We start from the raw sequence: 26,866 nt of genomic DNA, 5'->3' as shown, positions 1-26,866 counted from the left end.
CTAAAAAAGACAAGTAGCTTTATTTTTACACAGTATTTAAATACAGATATATAAAACACCTACATAAGAAATAAAAACTAGCCATTTTGGCTAGTTTTTTATTAAAATTTGAGTGTTTCTAATCAAAAATATAAGGCGTTCCGCTAATATATTGTCTCATTTCATCAGTCACAAGGAAAGCATCATTCAGTATTTCCTCGAGGTTGTTATCTTCAATTCTGTTTCCACTACCGTCATAATGAATTGGTTTGTTGTCCAAGTAATTCACCTCCATCAAAATTAGGGTTTACCTATTTATTTAATTAAATTCGATAAAAGTTAAGAATTAAACATAAAAAAGAGAGTATCCAACAATTTGGACACCCTCATTTAAATTACCTTATTCTTTTTTTGTATCATTTTCCTCTACATCAAACCATAGCGGATCCATATTATCCATCTCACCATTATAGTTAATGGTAATCTCTTCTCCTGCTTTTATATCAGTGTAAGCAAAGAAGTCAAACGTGTGATTATCAAAGTTGATATCATATGTGGCATTGGCAGTATAAGAATGATTAAACAGCATGCCATAACCTAATAGAATTGCAGAATGGTTAATACCATATTCAAAAGCATAATCAGCAAGTAATGTTTTCTCTATGTGTTCATGCTCTGCATTCGGATAGGAAATAACTGGTGCTTCATGGATCAGTTCTCCTTTTGCTATATCACGTTTTGCAAATACTCCTCTATTGAATTCTCCATTACTAAGTTTAGAAGTTTTTATTTCAATCATATTTGTCACCTATGCATTTCTTTCAAGGAAGTTTTATTCTTATTTAGTTTGCCATTTGATAAGGATGAAAGCAACTAATTTCATATTTATTATTAGTATGTATGTTATATAGAAGAAAAACACTTAAAAAACTTAAGTTTTTTAAGTGTTTTTCTGGGTTTTTTACATTGTAATGTTATATAATGATTCAAAGATACTTAAAAGGCAGTCATTTTTTTCTAAGGAGATATTGAGAATGTATCAAGAACATAGACTTGCATCAATTAAAACGTATTTGTCTTCTCATAAAAGTATTATGTTAGAAGAAATATGTGAAATGTTTGGTGTTTCAAAGGATACAGCAAGGCGAGATCTTGTAAAACTTGAGGAACGTGGAGAAATCATAAGGGTAAAGGGTGGAGCAACTCTTCCATCAGCTAATCGGAATTTAATTGAATATCAAGAGCGGAAAACAACAGTAAGTAAAGAGAAGATTGCACTTAAAGCAGCGTTGTTTGTTCAAGATGATTATGATTTATTAATGGATACATCTTCAACAATCGCTTTGATAGCTAAATATATAGAAAACAAACGTGTAAATGTCATTACAAATTCGATTGATCTTGTTGATTTATTAGGAGAACATACGGAGATAAATACTTTTTTACTCCCAGGAAAATTTAATCGGAAAAACAGAAATTTAACAGGTCCGAGAACAATTGAGACACTGAATGACTTTAAAGTTGATCAATTATTTCTTGGGGCATGTGGAATCAGTGGTGAAGGAGTTACTTCTCCAGATGAAGAGGAAGCTTTTTTAAAGAAAAAAATGATTAGTTGTGCAAGGCAAGTCATCCTACTAGCTGATTTTTCGAAGTTTGAGAAGGAATTCTTACATCGAGTATGTGATCTAGCTGACATTGATCTGATTATCACAGATCAGTCCCCTAATGAAACTGTTATGGAAAAAATAAAAGAACATAATATTCGTCTATTTGTAGAAGAAAATGAAGAAGTAGAGAGTGAATACAATGAGAAAAATTAAGGTTGGTATAGTTGGTTATGGACTGTCAGGTGCCACATTTCACGCACCGCTTCTAAGCGTGTTAGATGAGTTTGAAATTGTAAAAGTTGTTAGTTCCAAACAAGATGTTGTAAAGAAAGATTTAGGAGATGTTGAAGTAGTAAGCAGTTTAGATGAAGTACTGGAAGATGTCTCAATTGAACTAGTTGTAATTACAACACCAAGCGGATTGCATTTCGAAATGGCAAAACAAAGTTTATATTCAGGTAAGCATGTTATTTTAGAAAAGCCGATGGTTGTTGAAACGAAGGAAGCAGAGGAACTTATTCAAATTGCTAAAGAGAAGAATTTACTTTTAAGCGTCTATCATAACAGAAGATGGGATAATGACTTTTTAACAATTAAAAAGCTTATAAATGATGGTACTCTTGGAGAAATCAATACGTATCATGCCCATTTTGACCGCTTTAGACCAGTTGTAAGAGACCGATGGAGAGAGAAACAAGGGCCTGGTTCTGGTATGCTATTTGATTTAGGATCGCACTTAATTGATCAAGCATTACACCTTTTTGGCTTACCTCAATTTGTTCAAGCAGATGTTTTTGCACAAAGAGAAAATGGAGAAACGGATGATTATTTCCATGTTGTTTTAGGGTACGAAAAGCTTCGTGTTATTTTACATTCTGGTTCAATTGTTCCAAATAATGGGCCTCGTTTCCAAATTCATGGTAGCAAAGGAAGTTTTATAAAATACGGGATAGATGGACAAGAAGTGGCTCTAAAAGAAGGGAAAAAGCCTATTGATGACTCATGGGGGGCAGACGAACCTCAGCTTTACGGTAAATTGGTTACGGTTGAAGGTGAAAAAGAACATCACGAAATCATTCCAACAAGAAATGGTTCATATGTAACTTATTATAAAGAAATTGCTGAGAGTATACTTGAGGGCAAAGAGGCTACTGTTACTGCTCATGAAGGATTATCTGTGATTAGACTTATTGAAGCGGCGCTCAAAAGTAGTGTTGAAAAAAGAGCAATTTATTTAGAGTAGGAATTAGGAAAAAGTGAATATCGAATCAATTAATATTTAAAGCAAAAAAATAAAAACTCATTATCTTTCAAATTGGTCAAGATAATGAGTTTTTTTAATTAAGCTACATGTTCTTTTTGCCTTTTAAGGTGTCTAAAATATACCTTTAAAATCGGAGGTACTGCGAAATAAATAAAAAGTATTCGAGATAGCTGATAAGCAGTCACAATGGATAAATCAGCGTGGACTTCCTGTGCAATTATTCCCATTTGGTCCATTCCACCAGGGGCTAAACTTAATATACTCGTTGCAAGCGAAATAGGTAGTAGTTTCATTAATAGTAAACTCATACAGAAAGAACCAATAATTAATACAACAGAACTGACTAAAGCAAGAGGTATGATTTTTGATTTGTGATTGACTTCTTCGGGTTTTAATAACAATCCAATATATCCCCCAAGCATAAATTGAGATAAACTCAATAAAGATGAAGGTAATGCAGGACCATGAAACCCAGTTATATTAATCAAAGCAGTTGCTATGATAGGGCCTAACATAAAAGGTGTCGGCAAATTTATTTTTTTTCCAATAAAAGCAAAAAGCACAGAAACCATTATAAATAAAATGATATTAGGAAATAAAGTATCCCAATGTCCGGATATTTTATGGATAATTTCCAATGAATTGTTTGATTCAACGCCAAAATACGGACTGAAGATGATAAATGGAATAAAAATAATGATCATCATTAATCTTACAACTTGAAAAAATGCTACTGTAGTTAAATCAATTCCTTTCATTTCTTCTGCAAGTGTAATGATTTGAGTTAATCCACCTGGAATACTCCCTGTTAATATAGTTGGATAATTAATTCCTGACAGTTTTGAGACAATCGTAGCGATTAAAACACAGAAACCTAAAAGAAGGAATGTCATGATCAACATTAATGGCAATTGATAAAAAATTTGAATGAGTGCAGATTTTGTGAAAGATAACCCAATTGAATAACCAGCTATTACTAATCCTGTTTCTCTTAGATAAATTGGCCAATATAATTTTAGTTTTCCTAATTTTGACCCAACGAGAACAGCTATCATTGGTCCTAGAAGCCAAGGAATCGGTAGGTGAAGAAAAACAAATATCATTCCACCGACAAAAGCGATTAAAAAAGTAATAGATAATTGTATTGGTTGTTTATTAATATTTAGATAATGTTTGTACATGACGTACCCTTCTCTCTATAACAATACATTTGGTTTAAGTCTGCTCATCTAGAAAGGAAAATAATTCTAAAGAGCGAATATAGCTAATAATAACTAGTTAATTATCTGAATATTTATTCTTTTATTATAGTTCAAGACATACTATTAAGAAAATAAAAAATAATTTAAAGGTGTAAATAAGGTGGAAATATGAAAGAGTATCTAAATGAAATACATACGATTAAAGTGAAAAATTCGAACTTACATGGATCGTTTAGTAATCAATATAAGCCGATTTTAACCATTAACTCTGGGGATTCTGTTCAATATTGTACGATTGATATAGGTTGGGGATATTCTCCAAAAGAAGGTAATAGAGTTCATTATGAATCAAGGGAAAAGGAAAATGAAACGGAATGGGGACACCCTATGATTGGACCTATTGCTATTCGAGATGCAAAACCTGGTATGACTTTAGAAATTACTATAAATGAGATTGTACCTAGTTGGTATGGTAGGAATTGTGCAGGTGGATCCAAAGAATGGCATAATAACAAATTGGGTTTATCTGAAGTTCCTAAAGTTATCCTAGATTGGGATTTAAATAGTAAAAATGAAATAGGAACATGTCATTATAAAAATAAGACATTCTCTGTATCTCTTAAACCATTTATGGGCGTAATGAGTAATGCTCCAAGTGAGCCGGGGATTCATTCTACTATCCCACCAAGGTATTGTGGTGGGAATATAGATTGTAAGGAGCTAGTGAAAGGTAGTGTTTTGTACTTACCGATAGCTGTAGAAAATGCATTATTCTCTGTTGGCGATGGACACGCTGCTCAAGGTGATGGAGAAGTCTCTGGTACAGCGATTGAATGTCCTATGGAAATGGTGGATCTTACATTTGTTGTAAGAGAAGATATGCATTTGAAAATGCCTAGAGCAAATACACCAGTTGGATGGATTACGTTTGGTTTACATGAAGACTTAAACGAAGCTACCATTATGGCCCTTGAAGGAATGTTAGAGTTGATTCAAGATTTGTATCATGTTGATAAAGTAGAAGCTAATGCGTTAGCAAGTATATTTGTAGATTTAAGAATTACTCAAATTGTAAATTCCGTAAAAGGTGTACACGCTGTATTACCTCATGGAGTTATACAATCTTAACCAAGTAAACTATATAAAACTTCAAATAAAAGAGTAGGATGGGAAACAAATGAAGTTACGTTTTGTAAAAGGTTCTGATTACTATGCTATATCTCCATTAATTAATGAGTGGTGGGGAGGAAGAAATATGTCCGATATGCTTCCTAAGTTATTCTTTGACCATTTTACAAATACAAGCTTTATTGTTGAAGACGATGAGCAAATTGTAGGCTTTCTGATTGGCTTCTTATCACAAACGCATTCTAATGAAGCTTATATTCATTTTGTTGGAGTCCATCCAGCGTATCGAAAACAAAATCTCGGAAAAAAATTATACGAAGAATTTTTTAAAGTTGTTCAACAAAATGGTCGAAATATTGTTCGTTGTGTAACTTCTCCAGTTAACAAAGTTTCTATTGCTTACCATACGAAAATGGAATTTAAGATTGAAGATGGTAATGGATTTGTTGATGGTATATCAGTCCATATTGGTTATGATGGTTCAAATAAAGATCGAGTTTTATTTGTGAAAGAGTTAGTTTAACAATTACATTTTTCAGGAGGTTGTAAAGTGGAAAAAACGAATAGTAAAGCTATAACTTCAATAATATTAAGTATTGTATCAATATTTATTCCTGTTATTGGCTTAATCGGAGCGATCGTTGGAGTTGTTATATCAAACAAAGCTATTAAAGAGATAAATAATTTAAAAGAAAAAGGCATGGGTTTAGCTATATCTGGAATGGTTATAAGTATTTTAGGAATATGCATTCAATTATTCTTTATTTTAAGTTATGTTTCGTATTTTAGTATTAAAGTGTCTAACTAATAAACGAAATCTGATAAAAGATAGTATTTAGTATTTATTAGTTGGTTAATTTAAATTAAGAAGTTATTTGTAAAAAAATGAAAACAAATAGGTAGACTTGGCGTTGGTCTGGTTCGGAAAGAACACGTATTGTGTTTTTTTTGAATCAGATCTTTTTAGTATGAAAAAATTTTTAAGAAAAAAGAGGATATTGTTCTAAAAAAATAGAATGTTCTATAAAGTTAGATTATAAAATAAAAAAGGAGAATATTATGGAGAATAATAGTTTGAAAATATCAGCAGACCAGCAAAAGTTAGTTGCAAATGCAACAAGAATCAAAATCATTTATTTATTAAAAGACAAAGAAATGACAGCGAAAGAAGTAGCTACAAGTTTAGGGAAATCTAATGGAAGTGTGCATTACCATATTCAGCAATTGTATGAAGGTGGCATTTTAGAGCTTACGAAAGAAGTTAAAAATCGAGGAATAATTGAAAAATATTACCGTTCGAAAGCAACACGTTTTGAGATTCATGAAAAGGGAGAAGGTCAGAGAAATGGAATCAAAATGGCGACAAACTTATTGCTAAATGAAAGTGAAAAGAAACAATTTTTATGGGAAATGGAACAACTGCTCGTTAGATGGGAAGGCATTGCTCAGAAAGAGAGTACAGATGAGGATAAGAAGGAATTTTCTGTTTCCTGTGAGATTGCTGAAGAATCAAAGGAACATTTAGAATAGAACATTTTGTAATTTGGGAGTTTTTTATGTAAGTATGAAATGGAAAAAGGAGGAAAGTTATGAAAAATCAACAATTACGGTTGTCCTGGAGAAATCCTATTTTAATGTTACTAGGTTCAGGAATTTCTAATTTAGGTGATTTTGTCTATTTAGTAGCTATAAATGTTATTATTTTTGAACGTACACATTCAGCTGTAGCAGTTGCTGGGCTTTGGATTATTGGTCCAATTGCTTCGTTATGTACACAATTTTGGTCGGGGATGTTTATTGATCGCTTAAATAAACGGACAATTTTAATTACAATGGATATCATTCGGGCACTCATTATTGCATTTATCCCACTTTTATCTTCTATTACACTCACTTACATCTTTATATTCACTGTCAATATAGCAAGTTCAATATTCGGTCCTACATCATCAACATATATCGCAAAACACATTCCAAAAGAACAAAGAAAACAATTTAATGCTTATCAAGGAATTGTAACATCAGGTGCGTTTATCGTCGGTCCAGCATTTGCAGGTTTATTGTTAATAAATAATACACCTTCAGTAGCTATTTATATTAACGCAGTTTCTTTTCTTCTTTCTGGAATTGTTTTTTTATTTTTACCGTCAGACCATGTCAGTGAAGAAGCTAAGAAAACAAAGTTCTCAATCAAGTTGTTAAAAGAGGATTGGGTACAAGTCGGGGGATTTGTGAAAACATCTACTTCGATCATGTCTATCTATATCTTATTTCAATTAATGATGGTGTTTGCATTTTCATTAGATACACAAGAAGTTGTTTTTACACAAAAAGTAGTCGGATTAACTCAATCTGATTTTGGTTTTTTAGTAAGTATAACCGGGATTGGTTACGTAAGTTCGTCTTTTTTAATTTCAATCTTTTCAAAAAAACTTTCTACTAAAATCCTAATGGGTGTAGGTAGCATAGTATTTTCTATAGGATATTGTATCTATGCTTTCTCTAATTCGTTCTACACTATTTCAGTAGGTTTTATCTTGTTAGGATTCTTCTCAGCAGCTTCAAACACTGGATTTGTTACGTTTTTTCAACAAAGCTTTCCGATTGATATGATGGGTAGGCTTAATAGTATTTTTGGTTTGTTTCAAAGCTTATTAAAAATTTGCATGGTATTAGTAATAGGGTATTTCGGGCAGATTTTATCTTTACGTATAACGATTATTAGTGGGACATTGATCATTTTTTGTTTATCGGTAGTTTTGTTAGTCATTGTTATGAAACCTGTAAATGAGAAATATCTTAGTGAACAACTAGAAGGCTAATTTATAAAGTTGAAAACTTAAAGAGTCAAACAGACTCTTTTTTCTTTTTGCTATTTTTACTTACCTTTACTTGTGCTTTTGGTTGTGTTTACTTAAAAATAGTATATAATAACTTATAAATACTTAAGTGATTGTAAGTGAGGATGGATATTGATGTTTCAAGAGGAACGTTTAGTTGCAATAGTGGATTTCTTAAAAACGAATAAACGAATTTCTGTAGAACAAATATGTGCTTTATTTGATGTTTCAAGAGATACAGCAAGAAGGGATCTTGTTCGGCTTGAAGAAGAAAAAAGAATTGTTCGTACTCGAGGTGGGGCAATCCTTCCATCAAACCCTCATGAAATAAAAGATTATTCGAACCGTTTGAAAATTGTATCGGAAGAGAAAAGTAGCATCGGGAAAGTCGCAGCTTCTTTAATTTACCCGAATGATCGGGTTATTTTGGATGTATCAACTACAGTTCAATCATGTGCTGAACACATAAAAAATATTGATTGTACGGTCATTACAAATTCGATCAATCAAGCAGAAATATTATCTTCCAAATCAGAAATAGCTATTCAACTATTAGGTGGAAAGCTACAAAAGGAACATAAATTTCTTTATGGAACATCCGTTATAGAAAAATTATCAGAATACCATGTAGATAAGGCTTTTATAGGTGTAGCAGGAATATCTGAACGAGGATTAACAAATGCCCTTGAAGAGGATGGAATGGTGAAACGAAAAATGATTCAGCAAGCTAATCAAGTGATTGTTTTAGCGGATCATACAAAATTAGGAAAGACACATTTCTTTAAGTTTACTGATTTACAGGATATAGATCTTTTGATTACGGATAAAACACCTGAGAAATCTTTCTTGGATTTATTGCGAAAATACAATGTTGAACTTTTAATAGCTGACATAGAAGATGAAGGAGACGAGTAAAATGACTAAATTAATCGCAGTAGATTTAGATGGTACATTACTAAATGAAGAAAATCGTATTAGTGATAAGAATTTAGAAGCGATTATAGATGCACAAAAAAATGGCATTGAAGTAGTAGTTGCAACGGGTCGTGCTCACTTTGATGTTAAAAGAATATTTAAAGATACAGGAATTACTACTTGGATAATTAGTGCGAATGGTGCAACGATTCATAAGCCAAATGGTGAACTGTTTCACTCCATACCAATTAATAAAGAAGTGGCAATTGACGCGTTAAGTTGGCTTGAAAAAGAAGGTTTTTATTATGAAGTATCTAGCAATCATTCAATCTATTCGCCTCAAAAAGGGCAAGATTTGTTGGTAATTGAAATGGACCGAATAAAAAGTGCTAACCCAGATGTAAATATAGAAGAACTTCAATCTGCAGCTGAGAAACAAAATAGCCAAGCTGGATTCTCTTTTATTCAATCATATAAAGATATAGAAGAAGATCTAGATATTTATAATATACTGGCTTTTTCGTTTCATGAAGAAAAGCTTAAAAAAGGTTGGAGTAAATTTGAGACACAAAAAGAGCTAACAATTGTTAAGTCTGCTAATCATAATTTCGAATTAGAACACAAAAATGCTTCAAAAGGAAATGCACTCGAAATTCTTGCAAATAAGCTTAACATTGAATTAGTTGAAACAGCTGCTGTAGGAGATAGTTTCAATGATTTATCAATGTTGAAAATTGCAGGAAGAAGTGCAGCGATGGGAAACGCAAATGAGGAAATAAAAAATGCATGTAAGGAAATTACACTCACGAATGATGAAGATGGAGTAGCTCATTTTATTTATAAATTGATTAATAATACGAATTAATTTCATCCGTAATTTAAAGGAGATATAAAATCATAGATTGGCGTTACGCATGATGCTTTTTGCGGCGTGACAATCAGTGATTTCATATAAAAGGTAAAAGGTCTGTGGTTTGAGATCTTTTACCTTATTTTATAGCCTTAATCAAACTACATTACCAATTACTTTTTATTAACAAGAACACACACAATCATCAAGTTTTGGGGATAATCTTTTACTTCCTTTTTTCATCTTCAGGTACATTAGTGCCTTTTTCAGGAGGCTATCCTTTTTAATAGTAGATAAATTCCATGAATTATTAGAAATATGTTGAGTAGCTTCTTTTTTTAATTTTGCATACATTTCAATTTCGTTATAAAACATGACTTAACAGCTCCTTAATCAAAATATTTTGATGTAAAAGAGGAGCCTTTCGAAAAAGTAACAGTATATTAAATCTGATAACTAAAGGAAAATATGTGCAAATTCTAGAAATAGTAGCTATGAACATTTGAAAGTATTACACATGGAGGTTTAAAAGTGAAAATTAGTAATAAGAATGCTGAACATTATATATGGGGAGGAAGTTGTGATGGTTGGGATTTAGTAAAAAATGAAGAATTAAGTGTGATCCTTGAAAAAATGCCTCCTAACACGAAGGAAGTAAGGCACTTTCATTCAAAGTCTCAACAATTTTTCTTTGTTTTATCTGGGAGTGGAACAATAGAAATAAATGGTGAGGTCATTTTATTAAATAAATTTGAAGGTGTAGAAATTCCACCATTTACTTTGCATCAAATGAAAAATGAGTCAAATGAAGAGATAGAATTCTTAGTTATCTCACAGCCAAATAGTAGGGGAGATAGAGTTCTAAGTAGTTAATCTAAGAATATAAATGATTGGGGGAATATAGTTGGTAAATTTATTTCCAGTTTCACAAGATGAAGAAGCCATATTACACAATCTCATGCAATTTTACATCTATGAGTTTAGTAAATACTTGCAGAAAATTAAGCTTGAACAAAATGGATCCTATAAGCCTTTTGAATTAGATCAATATTGGACGAATCCTAATTTTCATGCATTTTTTATTAAACTTGAAGAAGAGTACATTGGTTTTACACTTGTTGAAAATGAAACTGAGACCTCTCCTAATTCAATAAGGGAATTTTTTATCATTCAAAAGTATAACGGGAGGGGATATGGAAAAATAGTGGCTACAAAATTATTTAATATGTTCCCAGGGAAATGGCGAATTACTCAAGTTGAAAAGAACTACCCTGCTCAAGGATTTTGGAGAAGTACAATCTCAAACTATACGAATGACCATTTTAAAGAAAGATATGACGAAAATAGAAAGTCAATTCAAGAATTTGATACAAGGTTAATAAACTAAAATAGTAATATGAAATGAGGAGATAATTTATGGAAATTAATCGGAAAATTGTTTCATTTTCACTGGTAAGTACATTAACTGGGGTTCTATTACTTGGATCAACACCTGCTTCGATATTCGCAGCATCATCCAAACTAACGAATACGCAAAGTGTTTTAAAAAATCAAATTAGTACTTATATAAAACAATTAAACATATTAAAAAAAGAATTTGCTTTAAATGATTCGGTTTTGTACGGAAACTATACTAAATTGCAATCCTATGTGAAAGATTTCGTAAAGTATAACTATACAGGAGTAGATGAGTTAAAATATAAAACAGCTACATTTAAAACAAAAATTGATAAAACGCGAAAAGATAATGGCTTGGTCGATATGAAAAAGGTGACTGCAACTTTTAATACATATCTCAAAAAAAATGATGCCAAAAATGCGAATGCTTATTATACAAAACAAAGATCATTCTTACTCAAAGTGCTAGATCAACAAGATGAACTGAAGAACGCCATTAATGAATACACACAAGAAGTTGAATTTCAATTTCAACAAGAAAATGAAAGCTATATCCAAAGTATGATTCCAACTGAATATGGGAATTATCAAACAGCATCAATAAAAACCTTCTCACGAATGATGGATGTGTTTTTGAAAGAACAAGATATTTTAAATCAAGCATATCAAGTATTAAATATGAACTTCACTATTAAAATGCAAATACAGGATGACATTGAAAAAATGATGGGAAAATATCAATCTGTATTGGGAGTAAGCACCGTTAAAAATGACGATTTAATTGATGCGATTAAAAAAAGAGACGTTGGAAAAGCTAAACTTGCCATTGGACTGGCTATGAAGCAACTAGAAATTGCTAATAGTTCCATTGACCAATTACTAGCTGAACTTGATCAATACCAACAAAATCTTCCAAATAAATTTCCAAACTATGTAAAAAATACATCTGCTACAAAATAATGTAGGATTTAATCATAAAACGACTGTCTATTGTTAATTCACATTATGACAGTCGTTTTAAGTTTTCAAAATCCAATCTAGCTGTTCTCAACCAACTCTAGAAATTCCACCAATAATCACAATTTTTTTATCATGTAACATGTTTCATTCCTCCAGTTTTGCAATTCGTTTGAACGAAACCATTGTATTTCTAAAAATTTCAACTTAGAAGTAATTATTTGAATCTAAAATAGTTTATTGTTATCATATGATTAAACATTTAAACATATAAACTTGTGGAGTGATAAATAATGTCTAAGACTGTATTGATAACTGGTGCGACTAGTGGTTTAGGATATGAATTCGTAAAGTTGTTTGCAAATGATGGATTTAATCTTGTATTAGTTGCTCGAAATGAGCAAAAAATGAAGGAAATAAAAGAGAAGTTTCAAAATGTGGAAGTAACAATAATTCCAAAGGATTTAAGTTTACCAGATTCAGCTAAAGAAGTTTATGAAGAGGTAAAAAAGCATGACATTGACATTGATATATTAGTCAATAATGCTGGATTTGGATTATTAGGCAATTTTGATCAATTAGATATAAGAAAACAAACGGAAATGATTCAATTAAATATTACGGCACTTACTCAGCTAACTTATTATTTCTTACATGAAATGAAAAAGAAAAAGTCAGCAAGGATCTTAAATGTTGCAAGCACAGCATCATTTCAGCCAGGGCCGTTAATGGCAGTTTATTACGCTACAAAAGCATATGTTTTATCATTTTCAGAAGCATTAGTTGAGGAATTGAGAGGTAGCAATGTAACTGTAACAACGCTGTGTCCTGGTGCTACAAAAACAAACTTTGGTTCAGTTGCAAATGTTGAGAATACAAAAATGTTTAGTAAAGCTATGTCTTCTGAAGTTGTAGCAAAACAAGGATATAGTGCTCTATTTAAAGGAAAACGAGTTATTATTACTGGAACACTAAATTCTTTAGGTGCATATGCAGCAAAATTTTTCCCAAGAAGCATTTCGGCAAAGATTGCTAAGTATGTGGGACAGGAAAAGTAAATCCTTTTATAAATAAATTAAATATGTGACATAAGAAAGCTAACGATGACTGTTAGCTTTTTTGTTTAGGTCTCGATACAAAGAAAGTTCAAATGAAGGGAAATCAATGTAAATATAGAATAGAGTAATGAAAAACTTCATATCATTCATGTCATTTTATATAGAAGGAGATCAAAAAATGAAAAAAATCCTTTTCATTGCATACAATCAATATGCAGATTTTGAAATTGCAAATACATTATTTTTTGTTAAAAAAGTAGGGAAGTATGAAATCGAAACAGCTACCCTTTTAGGAGAAAATGTTACTAGCTTAGGAGGGCTAATTACTTGCCCGCAGGTAAAGATTGAAGAAGTAAATGTTAGGGATTATGATTTAGTCTTAATATCAGGTAGAGATGGAATTAGAGAGCTGTTAGACGAACAAAGTTTGGTAGTGCTGCTACAAAATGCTTTTAGTCTAAAAATTCCGATTGCTGCAATTTGTGCATCAGCGGCTCTTTTAGGGAAAGCGGGTTTATTAAAAAGAAAGAGTTTTACATGTTTACCTAATACAGTTGAAAGCTTTCAAGATGTATTTTTAGATGCTAATTATACTGGAGAACTAATCCGTGTTTCAGATGGACTCATTACAGCAAAAGGGACAGCATTTGCAGAATTTACAATTGCAGTAGGAGATACACTTAAACTGTGGAGTAGTGAACATCAAAAAGAGAATGCACTGAAATTTTGTAAGGGACTTTCATAATACTGTTTTAAAATCAGTTAAAGACTTATGGGTGATAATATGAGGGGAAACATACAAGAAATTATTCAAATTTTACATAATAAGAAATTAATAAATAGAGAATATGATAATTTTAAACAATTTAATGGAACGACTGATAGTGTGATAGGTGTACTTCTCAATAATGAGGGAGAGCCGAGTGTCATTGTTAAAACAGATGATAGTCAATACATCAATTTAGTCGAGAATTTTATGAACGAGTATCAATCTATCTCTCTTTTTCCTAAGTTTGTCTATGCTGACTCGGATAAAGGATTTCTTGTTTATGATTTCCAAAATGGAAGTGGAGACTTTAAAAGAGAGAATAAGAAGAAAATAATAAATCAACTGGCTACAAAAGTGCTAAGCCAATTGAAGCCTGTCAGTGATATTTCTCAATGGGGAAACTTAGATACTCCTTTTTCATCTTGGTTTGATTTTCAGGAAGAGCGAATAACTTATAGTAGAAACACAATTGGTGATATTTTGTCAGAAAAAGAGTTTAAGATGGTAATGGAGATAGTCAATAGACTTTGTACTACGCAAAATTATAAACCTTACTTATTACATGGTGATTGTGGGTTCCATAATTTTTTATTTAACGAATCGTCTGATCTAGTTGGAGTGATTGATCCGATCCCTACGATTGGTCCAGTGATACATGAACTTAGCTTTGCATTTTGTTCTTCACCAGAATTATTAAATATGGAAACAATTGTTGAAGCGGCAAAAATATTAGATTGTGCTCAATCTTTAAAAGAAGAAGTAATTGTTAACTTGTATTGTCGAATTGGAACTTGTATTAAACATCATCCGGCTGATTTACCTATGTATTTAGAGGCCTGGAAAGAATGGAAGTCAGTCTAGGGGAAAGGAGTTAGGTAAAAAACGGCTGTCAATTGACAGTCGTTTTGCAAAAGTTTACCTAATATATGAATATAGTAGAGAAGGATTCAATCTATTTTCTTACAACATACGTGACGGCATTTGTTTTTAGTAATATTTGTTTTCCGCCTCGAGTATTATTATATTCTAATGGTTTTACAAGTTTAGTTAATACTTCCCATCCTACATAAATACTGCTCAATTTATTCAACATGTTCTCTGTGGATAGATTTATTTCCATTTGGGCTTCTAGCTTTCTATTCGTTTCTATATCAATTTCTTCAACTTCGGAATTCACTATAATACAATTTATCCCTTTGTTCTTTGTGCCACTTGCCATTTTATAGATAACCTTTTCGAAAGTATCCTCTTAATCAACATGTTCTAAACTTGATACTGCAACAATAAAATCAAACTCATTTGGTTTTATTTCGTAGTTCCCGTTGTCAGCTTTTACCGGTTGAATGACATCTTCCACTTTAATTTTTTTACTATACTGTTTTAACTTATTTAATGCGGAATCTAATAGATCAACACATGCAATTTTCCCGTTCTTTTGTTTAATCACTTCGGCAATCGGAATACTATTTCTCCCTACTCCGCAACCTATATCTAGAACTTGTAAGTTAATATTGTTTTTAAATAATGGTAGTAAATCTATTACAGTTTTTACAGGGTTAGATAACCAAGAGCCTTCTTCAAATAAACGATAGTTTTCGTAGCAAAAATCGTGATATTTTCTCTCCTCATTTCGAATCATTTCTATTCTATTCAACGTTTTCCCCCTAATTATTAAAAAATATCTTTTTAATAGTTTTCTTTATCTAATCCCATTTTTCCTACCTTAGCAAAAGGTCTAAAAGGATAATCTTTGTTTCTGTGGAATTTTACAAAGAGACGGAGATTCCATTTTTAGGAGGATTTTTTATGGATTCAAAAGTTAGTCTTTCATTATATAAACCAGAGTATTATGACCAACTAAAATTATTTAAATTAGTAGAAGGACAGGAACAGTTTACTAGATTACCAATTGAATCAATACGAGTTTCAATAAACAATCCTGATTGCTATAGGATTGTCATCTTAAATCATGATTTACCTGTGGGATATTTTGTATTACAAATCGGAGAATCAGTTAAAGAGTATACAGAAAATGAAAGAGCAATTCTACTTCGATCTTATTCAATAAATTCAGATCAACAAGGAAAAGGGTTCGGGAAACAATCATTGGAATTATTGGATCAGCTTGTTTCAAAATTATTGCCTAACTATACAGAGATTGTCCTAGCTGTTAATGATCGAAACAATGTAGCAACTAGTCTTTATTTAAAATCAGGGTTCGTTGATAGAGGTCAAAAAGCAGAAGGAAGAAGTGGTCCTCAAAAAGTGTTATTTAAGCAAATAAATACTGTTAATTAAGAATACTATTATTCTAGATGGAAAAAGTGGGGATATAAAAGTGAAGAAATGGATAGGTTCAGCGGGTATTTGTGTAAATGAGAAAAATGAGATGTTAATGGTTTTACAAGGACAGCCACATAAGAAGAAGGTATGGTCTATTCCTTCTGGAGGAAAAGAGTTAAATGAAACATATGAAGAATGTTGCATTAGAGAGATTAGTGAAGAAACTGGATATGAGGTTGGGATTGTTAAATCCTTATTTGTAAAAGAAGGCAATTCATATGGATTTGACGTAATAGTTCACTATTTTGAAGTTGAGGTTGTTGGTGGGGAATGTAAAATACAAGATCCAGATGGATTGATTTATGAGGTGTCATGGAAATCTGTTAATGAATTAAAGGAACTGGATTTATCCTTTCCTGAGGATAGAGAATATTTAATTAGTTTCATACAAGAAAAAAATTATCAAAAGCAATAGAAATGGAGGAGAATAATTATTAAATATAAAAAATTACTGATTTTTATATTTGTTATTGTTGCTTTCTTTCTAGCAGCAAACTTTCGTTCAATTCAAAATGAGTATAATAAATTTACTGTTCAAATGACGAAAAAAGAGTCAACTATTACAAAAACTTTAACTGCAAATGAAATTTTGGACCTTCTAGTTAAGCAAAATGAACTTTCTGAAAAATTTAAAGAGTGGAAAATATTTTGGTTATATAGAGAAATTGGGAGTGAATCTGACAAGTTATGGGAAAACTTTTCTTTTATGTTTGAGCATCCTAAGTACGATTCAGCTAAGATTAAATATAAAGTAACAAAGTACAAAGTAGATGGAAAAAAGATTGAGTTTGTGAATAATAGTAAAATAACTCAAGTTCATTCAGAAAGTGGTTGGAGAAATTATTAATGAATTCAATCAGAATACATAACTAAGAGAACATAGAGGTTTATAAAGTACAAAAAAGAGTGGCTGTCTATTTTTGGCAACCATTCTTTTTTATTATCAAGACTCTAATAAACTACAATGTTGATTTTTGAGAAATACAAAAGGAAACCAAGTTCTGAAGGTTTTCCTTTTGTCATCATACTACCAATCTTATTTGGGATTCAAAACGTATATTCTGTTTTTAAAATTCCGTAAACATAAACGTCTTCATATGTATCTATTAAAAGTCTATTCTGTCTCAATGTTCCTTCTTTGCGTTAGCCAGACTTCTCTCACTTTCGCGAATTCCTCAATCAAGTACACAAAGAATAGCAACGTGGACGAAAAAGTTTTGGTGGGCAGAAATGAAAGAGGGATATCGTACATTTTTTAACTATCCATATCTTTTACGACTTACACTTCTATCATCTACAGTTCAGTTTGCTGTTGGAGCAACAATGGTTTTAGGTGTGCCATTTATACGCGGAAATCTTAAAGGTCATTCATGGGAATATTCAATATTTTCAGGAGCTTTTTCAATAGGGTACTTCGTTGGAATGATACTACTTACTAAAATACAAAAAAACTATTACACTATGCATTTTGGTTTGATAGGGGGAGGACTTTCATTCATACTTCTATTTTTTGTTCACTCAATTCCTTTTGCATGGCTATGTGAGTTATTTGGTGGAATCCTGTTTCTTTTTTTCAATGCTAGAAGTGCAGCAATCTTTCAACGAGAGGTTCCTAGAGAACGTTTGGCCCAGTTAAGTGCAGTTCGATTGCTTTTCTTTAGAGTTAGCATGCCTTTTGGAATTGCTTTTGCTTCATTATCATTTTTAGGTTTAAGCAAAAGACAAACGTATGGAATTATTGGGTTAATAATAGTTTTGCCTGGATTGTTTTATCTTTTTGGTTCTCGACCTGAAAATAACATGAACGTAAGGAAAAAACAAATAATAGGTTGACTATAAAGAGTTATTTTGATGTAAATAGAAGAATAAGAGAGGATGGAATATAGTATGCCATCCTTTCCGATTACTTTTTCTATGACTGTAGGTAAGTAGGGGTTAAAAGATGGAGGAACAGAGGAAATAACTTTATAAATGTACAAATAAAGGCCAGATGTATCTACCTGGCTTTCGTGTGTTTAATTTTATATTCATCTATTTCCTACTTTGTTTATTGCATTTCTCCATGTACTTAGGTGTACTGCGCCTATTTCCGGTTTAGGCTCACCATCAAGAACAGTGACATATTCTAAGGAATTTCCATCTAGGTCTGAAAAATAGTAGCTTGCAGCTGGCATCCAAGTATGAACAATTGGCTCAGTTGGATCTAATCCAAAACTAGGATTTAATTGAATTCCTTTCTGAGCTAAAAATTCAGGAACTTTTACTAACTCTTCATATGTTACATAAAATGCGAAATGTGATCTTCTGAATTCTTCAGCTGGAATTTCCCAAACACCTAGCATTTGTTCTTTGATAGCTTCATCACCTAGCCAAAAGAAAGCTACTCTTCTTTCGTTAATGACATAAGCTAATTCTAAATCTAACTTTTGATAAAAAGAAATTGCATTTTCTAAGTTTCTAGTATAAACATGCGTTTCATATAATTTAGCGTTTTTCATAAATTCATTCCTCCTATAATCTCTTTTTCTATATTTCTAGTGTAAAAAATAAAAGAATTTTTGAAACCGGAATTTTGACTGAGGGAATGTACAACTTTAGTTTGAGATAACTAATTTTCTAGGAGGTTACGAAATGAAACGAGCGATTGTCTTTTTGATTGCTTTATCAATAATCGCAGGCTTTTCTGGATGTATTAACAAGAAAACTGAGGAAACAGGAAAAACAGAAATTATGTTTCAATTGGTGAATCCAAAGGATGGCTCATTAAGTGAAACGAAGGTGATTAAAGATAAAAAGGAAGTTAGTTCAATTCAAGCAGTCTTAAAATCAATAGAATGGACTCGTGCATATCCAAAAATGGCGAGATATCCGGACGTTGAATTTTGGGTACATGTAGAAGGGGCAAAAGTCGGTAATAAATATCAATTTTGGTACAATTCAAAAGTAAGTAATATTTTAAGCATGGCCCAAGGTCTGGGTGATATTTCAAAAGAAGATGCACGAACTTTAGTTAAACTATTGTTATCAAAGTAATAAATGGAGGATTTAATAGATGAAATCGGAAAGTATGTCTAAACATTTTCGTACATTAACAAGTCAAGATGTGTGAATCACATGTAGAATTTAAAAATATTGTTATAGCTTATGAAGAATGGTTGAAGGAGAAACAATGAAAATAAGAAACCTTTGTTATATTAAAATTAATAAACAAGAAAATATGATCTTTAGCTGCGGTATGCCTTTCGAGGATTTTATGAGGAATATATCAGTACAACCTGACAACATATTATTGATGGATGGGGAATATTTTGGTGGAGAATATCATTTGGAAACGGGATTTGAATATGTTGAAAAAAAGAATTTAGAAGATTTGATAAATGATAATGTTTATAATTATGGGGATTTTTGTTGGATGGACTATAAAAGTAAGAACCAGATTGACAATATAACACCAAGAGAATTATCTGAATTACTTTACTTAGTACATAGACATGAACCATTAGAATCACCTTTTTCGTCAAAACTTAATAATCGTTACACTTATATAGCTCATGATGATTTTTGGTGGACAAGAGTGTATATGAAAGATATTAGTGACTATAGAAATGTGATTAAAGGTAAAATTCTAAAAGAATTAAAAGGTCGGAAGAGAACAATAGAGGATATTCCAGATGAAATAGTAGAAGTAATTTTTAAAGGAGCTGAATATGGACTCTATATTGATTTTGAGAATGTTATTAATATCCACGGTAGCACAGGAGTCAGCTTATTTAAGATAGGTGATTATCGAAATTATGATACCATTCATGAAGTATTTAATAGGAAGAAAAATGTTTTTTCGAACAGTTTATATTTAAATTACGAAAAGAAAAAATGGAGTTTACATGGGGAATGGAAGTAGTAATTCTATTTATATTTTGTTCCTTTTGGTTGGGGTAACAGATGAATTAAGGGAAATGGAAATTAATAGATTGAGGGGATAACAATGATATTAGTAAGCTCTTGTTTAGCAGGTTTAGAAGTAAGATACAATGGTACACACTGTTTAGATAAAAAAATAAGTCAACTAATAGAAGAAAACAAGGCAATATCTGTCTGCCCAGAATTACTTGGTGGATTTTTAACTCCGAGAGAACCTGCTGAGATAGTTGGCGGAAACGGAGAAGATGTCCTAGATGGTAAAGCAAAAGTGGTCGAGAAATCCGGAAGAGATGTTACAGAAATGTATGTAAAAGGGGCTTATTCTACTTTAAGAATTGCTCAAGAAGTGAATGCTAAAGTGGTTGTTCTTAAAGAGTTTAGCCCTTCTTGTGGTAGTTCAATGATCTATAATGGGGATTTTAAAGGTACGAAAATAGTTGGAGATGGAGTAACAAGTGCTTTACTTAAAAGAAACGGGATTCGAGTAATGTCAGAAGAAGGGCTTGCTGATTATCTTCTTGGGAAAATATAAATTTACTTAAGTTAACGGAATGGTCAATAAGATAGACAAAGCGGAGACTACAAATTTAATGTAGTCTTTTAATTTTAATAAGTTTGAAATTTCTGATTAACACATGATATAATCTCTTTCTGTTTAATTTTTAAATAGGAGGGGATAAATTTGAATCGGATTATGGTACTTGGTGTATCACCTGGTGTTGGAAAATCTACGTTTGCTCGGAGGCTAAGTGACATTATAAAAATAAATGTTTATCACTTAGATACGATGTATTGGAAACCAGGTTGGATTGAAACTTCGCTTGATGAGTTTAGAAGTGTTCAGAAAAAAGTTGTTGAAAACCGGCAATGGATTATTGAAGGAAATTATACTAATACATATGAAGTAAGGATTGAAAAAGCGGATACGATTATTTATTTAGAATTACCACTTTACGTCTGCCTTTATCGAGTTTTCAAAAGATTTTTTCAACATATTGGTAAAACAAGACCAGATATGACAATCGGATGTGATGAAAAGCTAGATTGGAAGTTTATTAAGTTTATCCTGACTACGTATAAAAATCGGAAAATTGTAATGAGAGAGCGGTTAGATTATTTTCTGAAAAAAGATGCTCAAAACAAAATCGTTATTTTAAAATCGAAAAAAGAAATACAAGACTACTTAGATAAACTTTCTTTGGAATATAATAAAAATTGATTTTTTATTGGGTTAGTAAAAATAAAAGGGGCCGTAGTCTTTTTTACTAAGCCCCTATGTATACTTTATCTTATTTTTTCTTTTGAATTTTTTCTCTTTCTACCTTAATTGCGTTCATTTTTCGTTCATATAATTGAGCACTATAATCTACATAATAATTATGTGGATTTTGAGTACGTTTTATTTCTTCCCAAAAACAAGTGAGTTCATCTTGATTGAATTTCTTGATTTGTTCGTTGGATGGATATGTTTCAATAACTACGCCATCCTTTACATATTCGTTCAATAAACAACGAACGGTAAAGTTTTCAAATGTTTGCTCTAAGTATGTATGTGTTGGATCAAATAAAGTGATCGGTTCATTTTCGTTTATTTTTTCATCAATAGTTGTAATGACATCAACTAATGCATGACCATTGTCTTTATCGTATAAACGATATAAGTTTTTGGACGAAGGTGTACTTGTTTTTATTGGATTGCTTGAAATTTTAATACGGTCTTCAATTATTCCTTCTTCATTTTCGATGGCAGCTAATTTATACACACCGCCAAGTGCTGGATCATCATAACATGTGATGTTTTTTGTTCCAATTCCCCATACATCTATTTTTGCACCTTGCATTTTTAAATGAATGATGGTTTCCTCATCAAGGTCATTACTTGCTACAATTTTTGCTTCAGTGAATCCAGCTTCGTCTAGCATTTTGCGTGCTTCTTTCGATAAGTAGGCAAGGTCACCACTGTCTAATCGGATGCCTTTGAACTTGATTTTTTCACCAAATTCTTTAGCCACTTTAATTGCATTTGGGACACCACTACGCAGAGTATCGTATGTATCTACTAAAAATACGCAGTCTTGATGAGTCTCTGCATACTTACGAAATGCAGTTAATTCATCTCCATAAGCTTGCACAAGCGCATGAGCGTGAGTACCACTAAGAGGTAATTCAAACTGAAAACCGGCTTGTACGTTACTTGTTCCATCAAAACCTGCAAGAACGCTTGCTCGAGCTCCCCAAAGTGATGCGGATTCTTCTTGAGCACGTCTTGTTCCAAATTCCATCACAACGTCATTACCAGCAACATGTCTTATTCGAGATGCTTTTGTAGCAACAAGTGTTTGATAATTTACTATATTTAAGATGGCTGTTTCAACCCACTGAGCTTGAATTAAAGGTGCTTCAATCGTTAAAATTGGTTCATTTGCAAAACAAATTTCACCTTCAGCAATACTTCGAACAGTACCTGTGAATTTCATTGTTGATAAATAGGATAAATAATCTTCTTTAAAACCAAGGGCACGTAAATAATGTAATTGTTCATCTGTGAAGTGGAAGTTTTTTAAATATTCGAGAACACGCCTAAGCCCCATGAAAACGGCATATCCATTTCCAAATGGCAGCTTACGAAAATAGACATTAAAAACCGATTTTTTTTCATGTATTCCATCATTAAAGTAAACATTTCCCATGTTGATTTGGTAAAAATCTGTGTGTAAAGAAGAGATTACTTTTTTGGTATTCATTCTCATTGAAATTCCTCCCAGTTTGTAACAACAATCGCACCTAATGTATTTTATAACTTGGCCTAAAGACTAGTTTTCTTCTTTGGATAAAATAAATATATATCTATGTGATATCCATCAAAACCCCATAATGATCACTTGGTAATATTAACGCTTTTGTAAGTGGAGTATTCCCAAACACTTCCACATTATCGATTGATGGAAGATTCAAGTTCGTGTTTTTATGAATTAAAATCCAATCAAATCGGACTTGTAACTTTAAATTTGATTCGCTTTTTATATTAATATTATTTATATAGTCTAGAGTGGGTTGAGCTTTAATATTATTATGGTTTTCGGTTTTCTTTAGACTGCGCTACATCCATCCAATGATGATCTGTTAAATAGTGATGAATACTTGAATTTGGTTCATCATTAAAATCTCCACAAAGAATTTCATAGGGTTTAGTATTATTTTCTCCAAAAATCCAATTATGTACTGCTCTAATTTGTTCTTTTCTTATCATAGTAGATTTCCAATTTAAATGAACATTTGTTATGCCAAATTCATAATCTCCATTTTTGAAAGTGATTCTAATTGCACAGTAATTTGATTCCTTAGTATTTTTTTGCCAAATAACATCCTCAGTAGAAATTGGAATTTTACTTAAAAATGCTAGTCCTTCATCTGGAGAATCGGGGTACTCTTTAAAAATGCAAAATGGATAACCTGCTTGATTCGCGATGTGTTGGGCTACATTTATTCCCTTTTCAACATCAATAGAACTTCTGACTTCCTGGAGCGCAAGAACGTCAGGATCAATATCTTTAACTAATTCACAAATTGCTGCTAATCGTTCAACCCACAATGTTTGATTGTTCCAAATGTTAAAAGTAGCGATTCTCATTGTTCTCCTCCCGTTTTACCAATATCAAACTAGTAAAAACTGGCTCTTTTCTTGAATGAGCTGAATGATGTTTTCTGGATTAACGGATGTATTATCAAGAAAAAGATAAGAAGGAGTATCAGAATGAAGAAACTCTTTTCGGAGTATTTGTACTCTTTCTCCCATTTGTTTTTCAGTTGGTCTTTGAAGGTCACGATTCAAATGAATTTCTTCGTCAGCCCATAAAATGACATAACGAACTTCTATACCTTGTTTAATCCACTGTGTAGTGTACTTCTTAACGTCATCCCAAAATGCAACCCAATCGATTATGACGTCATACTCAGCGTCTAAAAAATTATTACACAACGACACGATGTTTTTCCAAACTAGCTCCCTCGCAATATCGGATTCCCAAGGCTTCTTACGTCCTGAAACGGGCATATGACTAATAATATCCCCTGAAATATATGCACTTTTTTTCAGCCTCTCAGCGAAGTTTTTTGCTGTTGTTGATTTACCAACTCCTGCTGGTCCTGAAATGATAAATACTTTCCCCTTCATTGAACTATTCTCCCTATCTCTACTATCAATTCAATGAAGAATCGGGCCTTCAATAGCTTGCCCAGCTTCTTCATAAGTTAAAGCACAATTCATTACAAGAAAAAAAGCTGACCCAAAAATGTATTTTTATTTTAGGTCAGCCTCTTGAAGATATATTGTTTGAATTGTAGTTGTTCATATAAATAGTTATTTTCGTTACTGTGAAAAAGTAGTTCATTTTAGAAAGAATATAAACCCAGAATTTGTTAGAGTTATTTTATTTAAAGAAATAAGTCACAAAAAAATAAACTAAAACTGATTTGTCTCAATTTGGTTGAGAAGTCGATCTCCCGATTTCATTTTAGATCCACATAAAGGGCAAGTAGGTTCAGTTTCAAAAGAAAAATCTTTTCTCATCCATCCTATGCAATCGTCAGACTCACAATCCCAAATCGATGTTTGTACTTTTGGTAATGGTTCTTCATTCCTTTTTCGATTATACATACTTTTTCACCACTCCTTTACTGTATTATACCACATCAACAAGTCGAATTATTATTTATCATGCCACATCATTCAATCATTTATTCTACAAAATAAGAAAAGCTATTTTGTTTTGTGGTGTTTCTAATTTCGTAGAAGACTAGTCTTTTCAATCAAAAGACCTAAGAGAATAAAATTAATATTCTTTGTAGGGAAAGTGAAGGGAATTGTCGAATTGGTAAAGAAATTAACAAAATGTCCAAACCATTGTCATACTTCAAAATAAATAGGAGTGAATCAGATGATTTCGAAAATGAAAATGCTCGACACTTCTTATGCATCTCAAAGAAACGTAATTCATGCAAAAAATGGAATGGTAGCAACGTCACAGCCATTAGCTGCTCAAGCTGGATTAGATATATTGAAAAAAGGGGGAAATGCAGTTGATGCTGCTATTGCAACGGCAGCTTGTTTGACTGTTGTTGAACCGACTTCAAATGGGATTGGTGGCGATGCATTTGCATTAGTTTGGATGAAAGAAAAATTATATGGACTAGACTCAAGTGGCCCAGCTCCTAAAAATATTTCAATTCAGAAATTGAAAAATCAAGGATATGATAAAGTTCCTAAGTATGGTTGGTTACCCGTAACAGTACCTGGTGCTCCTGCTGCATGGGTTGAATTATCAAAACGCTTTGGTAATTTACCGTTAAAAGAAGTTTTGCAACCAGCTATTGAATATGCACGAAATGGTTATCCCGTTTCTCCAACAGTAGGAAGGTTTTGGAAGAGAGCATTTGGGATTTTTAAAAAGGAATTAGTTGGAGAAGAATTTAATGCCTGGTTCGAAACGTTTGCTCCAAAAGGGCGTGCTCCTGAGATTGGAGAAGTATGGTCTTCTTTAGATCATGCAATAACTTTAGAAAAAATTGCCGATACAAACGGAGAAGCGTTTTATACTGGAGAGCTTGCAAATAAAATAGTAGATTCTTCTACTAAATATGGTGGCTATTTAACGAAAGAAGACCTAGCATCCTATCGCCCGAGATGGGTAAAACCAATTAGTGTAAATTACAGAGGTTTTGACGTTTGGGAAATACCTCCAAATGGTCAAGGGATTGTTGCTTTAATGGCGTTAAATATGTTAAAGAATGATAACTTTACAGAAAAAGAGAGTGTGTATACATACCATAAACAAATTGAAGCAATGAAACTAGCTTTTTCATGTGGTAAGGAATATGTGACGGATTCTGACTATATGAAACTTACAATTGAAGAGCTTTTAAGTTCTTCTTATGGAAAACAGAGATATGCTGAGATTACGGAAACTGCTTGCGATCCAATGCCAGGTAAACCTCATAGCGGTGGCACTGTTTACTTAGCAACAGCTGATGGAGAAGGAAATATGGTTTCCTTTATTCAAAGTAATTACATGGGTTTTGGATCGGGGATTGTCATTCCTGGTACAGGTATTGCATTGCAGAATAGAGGACATGATTTTAGTTTAAATGAGCAACATGTAAATGCATTAGCTGGCGGGAAAAAAACGTACCATACCATTATTCCAGGATTCTTAACAAAAGATGATAAAGCTATTGGACCTTTTGGAGTAATGGGAGGTTATATGCAACCACAAGGGCATCTTCAAGTCATTATGAGTAGTATTGATTTTCATTTGAATCCACAAGCAGCTTTGGATGTACCAAGGTGGCAATGGATTGAAGGGAAAACAGTTGAAGTAGAACCAAATTTTCCAGAACATATTGTGACAGAATTAAAAGCAAAAGGACATGATATTCAAGTTGCAAAAAACTCCGGTGGTTTTGGTCGTGGACAAATTATTTGGAAAGATGAAGAAACTGGAGTTTTAATTGGAGGGACAGAGTCAAGAGCTGACGGAACCATTGCTAGTTGGTAAATATCATGGGAAAGGTTCGTAGTTCTTGCATATTTTGTCAAACGAAATAGCAAGAGACCCTTTAAGTGCTTTCATATA

General features: G+C 32.1%; 32 protein-coding genes and 2 pseudogenes. 24 read left to right on the top strand and 10 right to left on the bottom strand.

All coding sequences use genetic code 11. The features are described 5' to 3' along the window. Window positions 1-118 precede the first annotated feature (118 nt). Both J5Y03_RS08635 and J5Y03_RS08630 read right to left on the bottom strand, forming a co-directional pair. On the bottom strand, window positions 119-259 hold the full coding sequence (locus tag J5Y03_RS08635; protein WP_209404629.1) for a hypothetical protein: 141 nt from the start codon (window positions 257-259) through the stop codon (window positions 119-121). A gap of 120 nt (window positions 260-379) precedes the next feature. Beyond that, complete coding sequence (locus J5Y03_RS08630) at window positions 380-778, bottom strand: SET domain-containing protein (RefSeq protein ID WP_209404627.1); 399 nt, start codon at window positions 776-778, stop codon at window positions 380-382. A gap of 235 nt (window positions 779-1,013) precedes the next feature. On the opposite strand from J5Y03_RS08630, the gene J5Y03_RS08625 reads away from it, so the two are divergent. Together J5Y03_RS08625 and J5Y03_RS08620 are read left to right on the top strand one after the other, a co-directional pair. Next, a complete protein-coding gene (locus J5Y03_RS08625; protein WP_209404625.1) occupies window positions 1,014-1,802 on the top strand; it encodes a DeoR/GlpR family DNA-binding transcription regulator in 789 nt (262 codons plus the stop codon). Then, complete coding sequence (locus J5Y03_RS08620) at window positions 1,789-2,832, top strand: oxidoreductase (protein ID WP_209404623.1); 1,044 nt, start codon at window positions 1,789-1,791, stop codon at window positions 2,830-2,832. The genes J5Y03_RS08625 and J5Y03_RS08620 overlap by 14 nt, the downstream gene beginning before the upstream one ends. Window positions 2,833-2,930: 98 nt before the next feature. Here J5Y03_RS08620 and J5Y03_RS08615 read toward each other — a convergent pair whose 3' ends face one another. Continuing rightward, the gene (locus J5Y03_RS08615) at window positions 2,931-4,034 is read right to left on the bottom strand and encodes an AbrB family transcriptional regulator (RefSeq protein ID WP_209404621.1); all 1,104 of its coding nucleotides are present in this window, start codon (window positions 4,032-4,034) and stop codon (window positions 2,931-2,933) included. 189 nt (window positions 4,035-4,223) lie between these two features. Between J5Y03_RS08615 and J5Y03_RS08610 the strand changes: the two genes are divergently transcribed. The 13 genes from J5Y03_RS08610 to J5Y03_RS08550 all read left to right on the top strand — a co-directional run bounded on the left by J5Y03_RS08610 (window position 4,224) and on the right by J5Y03_RS08550 (window position 14,831). Beyond that, window positions 4,224-5,183: an acetamidase/formamidase family protein gene (locus tag J5Y03_RS08610; protein ID WP_209404619.1), complete on the top strand. Its 960-nt coding sequence runs from the start codon at window positions 4,224-4,226 to the stop codon at window positions 5,181-5,183. A 49-nt stretch (window positions 5,184-5,232) separates the two neighbouring features. Beyond that, window positions 5,233-5,706 (top strand): GNAT family N-acetyltransferase, encoded by a 474-nt coding sequence (locus tag J5Y03_RS08605; RefSeq protein ID WP_209404617.1) that lies wholly within the window; start codon window positions 5,233-5,235, stop codon window positions 5,704-5,706. 27 nt (window positions 5,707-5,733) lie between these two features. Then, window positions 5,734-5,991, top strand: a complete 258-nt coding sequence (locus tag J5Y03_RS08600; RefSeq protein WP_209404615.1) for a DUF4190 domain-containing protein — start codon at window positions 5,734-5,736, stop codon at window positions 5,989-5,991. Window positions 5,992-6,242: 251 nt separating this feature from the next. Further along, entirely contained in the window at window positions 6,243-6,713 is a 471-nt protein-coding gene (locus tag J5Y03_RS08595) for an ArsR/SmtB family transcription factor (RefSeq protein ID WP_209404613.1), read from the top strand. Between the two features lie 59 nt (window positions 6,714-6,772). Further along, window positions 6,773-8,005, top strand: coding sequence for an MFS transporter (locus J5Y03_RS08590; RefSeq protein WP_209404611.1), 1,233 nt, complete (start codon window positions 6,773-6,775; stop codon window positions 8,003-8,005). Between the two features lie 153 nt (window positions 8,006-8,158). After that, entirely contained in the window at window positions 8,159-8,938 is a 780-nt protein-coding gene (locus J5Y03_RS08585) for a DeoR/GlpR family DNA-binding transcription regulator (RefSeq protein WP_209404609.1), read from the top strand. Window position 8,939: 1 nt separating this feature from the next. Next, window positions 8,940-9,803 carry a Cof-type HAD-IIB family hydrolase gene (locus J5Y03_RS08580; RefSeq protein ID WP_209404607.1) on the top strand — a complete coding sequence of 288 codons (864 nt, stop codon included), beginning with the start codon at window positions 8,940-8,942 and terminating at the stop codon, window positions 9,801-9,803. 516 nt (window positions 9,804-10,319) lie between these two features. Beyond that, window positions 10,320-10,661, top strand: a complete 342-nt coding sequence (locus J5Y03_RS08575) for a cupin domain-containing protein (RefSeq protein WP_209404604.1) — start codon at window positions 10,320-10,322, stop codon at window positions 10,659-10,661. A gap of 31 nt (window positions 10,662-10,692) precedes the next feature. Next, window positions 10,693-11,175 (top strand): GNAT family N-acetyltransferase, encoded by a 483-nt coding sequence (locus J5Y03_RS08570; protein WP_209404602.1) that lies wholly within the window; start codon window positions 10,693-10,695, stop codon window positions 11,173-11,175. 29 nt (window positions 11,176-11,204) lie between these two features. Beyond that, the gene (locus J5Y03_RS08565; RefSeq protein ID WP_209404598.1) at window positions 11,205-12,146 is read left to right on the top strand and encodes a hypothetical protein; all 942 of its coding nucleotides are present in this window, start codon (window positions 11,205-11,207) and stop codon (window positions 12,144-12,146) included. A gap of 290 nt (window positions 12,147-12,436) precedes the next feature. Then, window positions 12,437-13,201 (top strand): SDR family NAD(P)-dependent oxidoreductase, encoded by a 765-nt coding sequence (locus tag J5Y03_RS08560; protein WP_209404596.1) that lies wholly within the window; start codon window positions 12,437-12,439, stop codon window positions 13,199-13,201. Between the two features lie 178 nt (window positions 13,202-13,379). Beyond that, complete coding sequence (locus tag J5Y03_RS08555; protein ID WP_209404594.1) at window positions 13,380-13,946, top strand: DJ-1/PfpI family protein; 567 nt, start codon at window positions 13,380-13,382, stop codon at window positions 13,944-13,946. 39 nt (window positions 13,947-13,985) lie between these two features. Continuing rightward, complete coding sequence (locus J5Y03_RS08550; RefSeq protein WP_209404592.1) at window positions 13,986-14,831, top strand: hypothetical protein; 846 nt, start codon at window positions 13,986-13,988, stop codon at window positions 14,829-14,831. A 91-nt stretch (window positions 14,832-14,922) separates the two neighbouring features. On the opposite strand, the pseudogene J5Y03_RS08545 reads toward J5Y03_RS08550, so the two are convergent. Then, a pseudogene (locus tag J5Y03_RS08545) lies at window positions 14,923-15,624 on the bottom strand (class I SAM-dependent methyltransferase). Between the two features lie 152 nt (window positions 15,625-15,776). Here J5Y03_RS08545 and J5Y03_RS08540 point away from each other — a divergent pair. The 3 genes from J5Y03_RS08540 (at window position 15,777) to J5Y03_RS08530 (ending at window position 17,160) form a co-directional block, all read left to right on the top strand. Next, complete coding sequence (locus J5Y03_RS08540; RefSeq protein WP_209404590.1) at window positions 15,777-16,268, top strand: GNAT family N-acetyltransferase; 492 nt, start codon at window positions 15,777-15,779, stop codon at window positions 16,266-16,268. 40 nt (window positions 16,269-16,308) lie between these two features. Beyond that, on the top strand, window positions 16,309-16,728 hold the full coding sequence (locus J5Y03_RS08535; protein ID WP_209404588.1) for an NUDIX hydrolase: 420 nt from the start codon (window positions 16,309-16,311) through the stop codon (window positions 16,726-16,728). 123 nt (window positions 16,729-16,851) lie between these two features. After that, window positions 16,852-17,160, top strand: coding sequence for a hypothetical protein (locus tag J5Y03_RS08530; protein WP_209404586.1), 309 nt, complete (start codon window positions 16,852-16,854; stop codon window positions 17,158-17,160). Window positions 17,161-17,360: 200 nt separating this feature from the next. Here the strand turns inward: J5Y03_RS08530 and J5Y03_RS20105 are convergent. Then, window positions 17,361-17,456, bottom strand: a pseudogene (locus J5Y03_RS20105) (GNAT family N-acetyltransferase); the annotation flags it as partial. A gap of 87 nt (window positions 17,457-17,543) precedes the next feature. Between J5Y03_RS20105 and J5Y03_RS08525 the strand changes: the two are divergent. Continuing rightward, window positions 17,544-18,146, top strand: a complete 603-nt coding sequence (locus J5Y03_RS08525) for an MFS transporter (RefSeq protein ID WP_245208828.1) — start codon at window positions 17,544-17,546, stop codon at window positions 18,144-18,146. A 194-nt stretch (window positions 18,147-18,340) separates the two neighbouring features. On the opposite strand, the gene J5Y03_RS08520 is transcribed toward J5Y03_RS08525, so the two are convergent. After that, window positions 18,341-18,811, bottom strand: a complete 471-nt coding sequence (locus J5Y03_RS08520) for a VOC family protein (protein WP_209404584.1) — start codon at window positions 18,809-18,811, stop codon at window positions 18,341-18,343. Window positions 18,812-18,944: 133 nt separating this feature from the next. On the opposite strand from J5Y03_RS08520, the gene J5Y03_RS08515 reads away from it, so the two are divergent. The 4 genes from J5Y03_RS08515 (at window position 18,945) to J5Y03_RS08500 (ending at window position 21,453) form a co-directional block, all read left to right on the top strand. After that, entirely contained in the window at window positions 18,945-19,346 is a 402-nt protein-coding gene (locus tag J5Y03_RS08515) for a hypothetical protein (protein WP_209404582.1), read from the top strand. 136 nt (window positions 19,347-19,482) lie between these two features. Then, a complete protein-coding gene (locus J5Y03_RS08510) occupies window positions 19,483-20,214 on the top strand; it encodes a hypothetical protein (protein WP_209404580.1) in 732 nt (243 codons plus the stop codon). Between the two features lie 84 nt (window positions 20,215-20,298). Further along, window positions 20,299-20,766 carry a DUF523 domain-containing protein gene (locus J5Y03_RS08505; protein ID WP_209404578.1) on the top strand — a complete coding sequence of 156 codons (468 nt, stop codon included), beginning with the start codon at window positions 20,299-20,301 and terminating at the stop codon, window positions 20,764-20,766. Window positions 20,767-20,916: 150 nt separating this feature from the next. Further along, window positions 20,917-21,453, top strand: a complete 537-nt coding sequence (locus J5Y03_RS08500) for a P-loop NTPase family protein (RefSeq protein WP_209404576.1) — start codon at window positions 20,917-20,919, stop codon at window positions 21,451-21,453. A gap of 70 nt (window positions 21,454-21,523) precedes the next feature. On the opposite strand, the gene J5Y03_RS08495 is transcribed toward J5Y03_RS08500, so the two are convergent. From J5Y03_RS08495 to J5Y03_RS08480, 4 genes are all read right to left on the bottom strand, one after another. Beyond that, window positions 21,524-22,984 carry a nicotinate phosphoribosyltransferase gene (locus tag J5Y03_RS08495; protein ID WP_245208827.1) on the bottom strand — a complete coding sequence of 487 codons (1,461 nt, stop codon included), beginning with the start codon at window positions 22,982-22,984 and terminating at the stop codon, window positions 21,524-21,526. 320 nt (window positions 22,985-23,304) lie between these two features. Continuing rightward, window positions 23,305-23,865, bottom strand: a complete 561-nt coding sequence (locus J5Y03_RS08490) for an endonuclease/exonuclease/phosphatase family protein (protein WP_245208826.1) — start codon at window positions 23,863-23,865, stop codon at window positions 23,305-23,307. 24 nt (window positions 23,866-23,889) lie between these two features. After that, window positions 23,890-24,408, bottom strand: a complete 519-nt coding sequence (locus J5Y03_RS08485) for an AAA family ATPase (protein ID WP_209404574.1) — start codon at window positions 24,406-24,408, stop codon at window positions 23,890-23,892. Window positions 24,409-24,696: 288 nt separating this feature from the next. Further along, the gene (locus J5Y03_RS08480; RefSeq protein WP_209404572.1) at window positions 24,697-24,891 is read right to left on the bottom strand and encodes a cold-shock protein; all 195 of its coding nucleotides are present in this window, start codon (window positions 24,889-24,891) and stop codon (window positions 24,697-24,699) included. Window positions 24,892-25,171: 280 nt separating this feature from the next. Between J5Y03_RS08480 and ggt the strand changes: the two genes are divergently transcribed. After that, the gene (gene ggt / locus J5Y03_RS08475) at window positions 25,172-26,788 is read left to right on the top strand and encodes a gamma-glutamyltransferase (protein ID WP_407648414.1); all 1,617 of its coding nucleotides are present in this window, start codon (window positions 25,172-25,174) and stop codon (window positions 26,786-26,788) included. Window positions 26,789-26,866 lie beyond the last annotated feature (78 nt).

The sequence above is a fragment of the Gottfriedia endophytica genome (genome assembly GCF_017814275.1).
Lineage (GTDB): Bacteria > Bacillota > Bacilli > Bacillales > Bacillaceae_G > Gottfriedia > Gottfriedia endophytica.
This window is presented reverse-complemented; position numbering and strand designations above follow the sequence as displayed.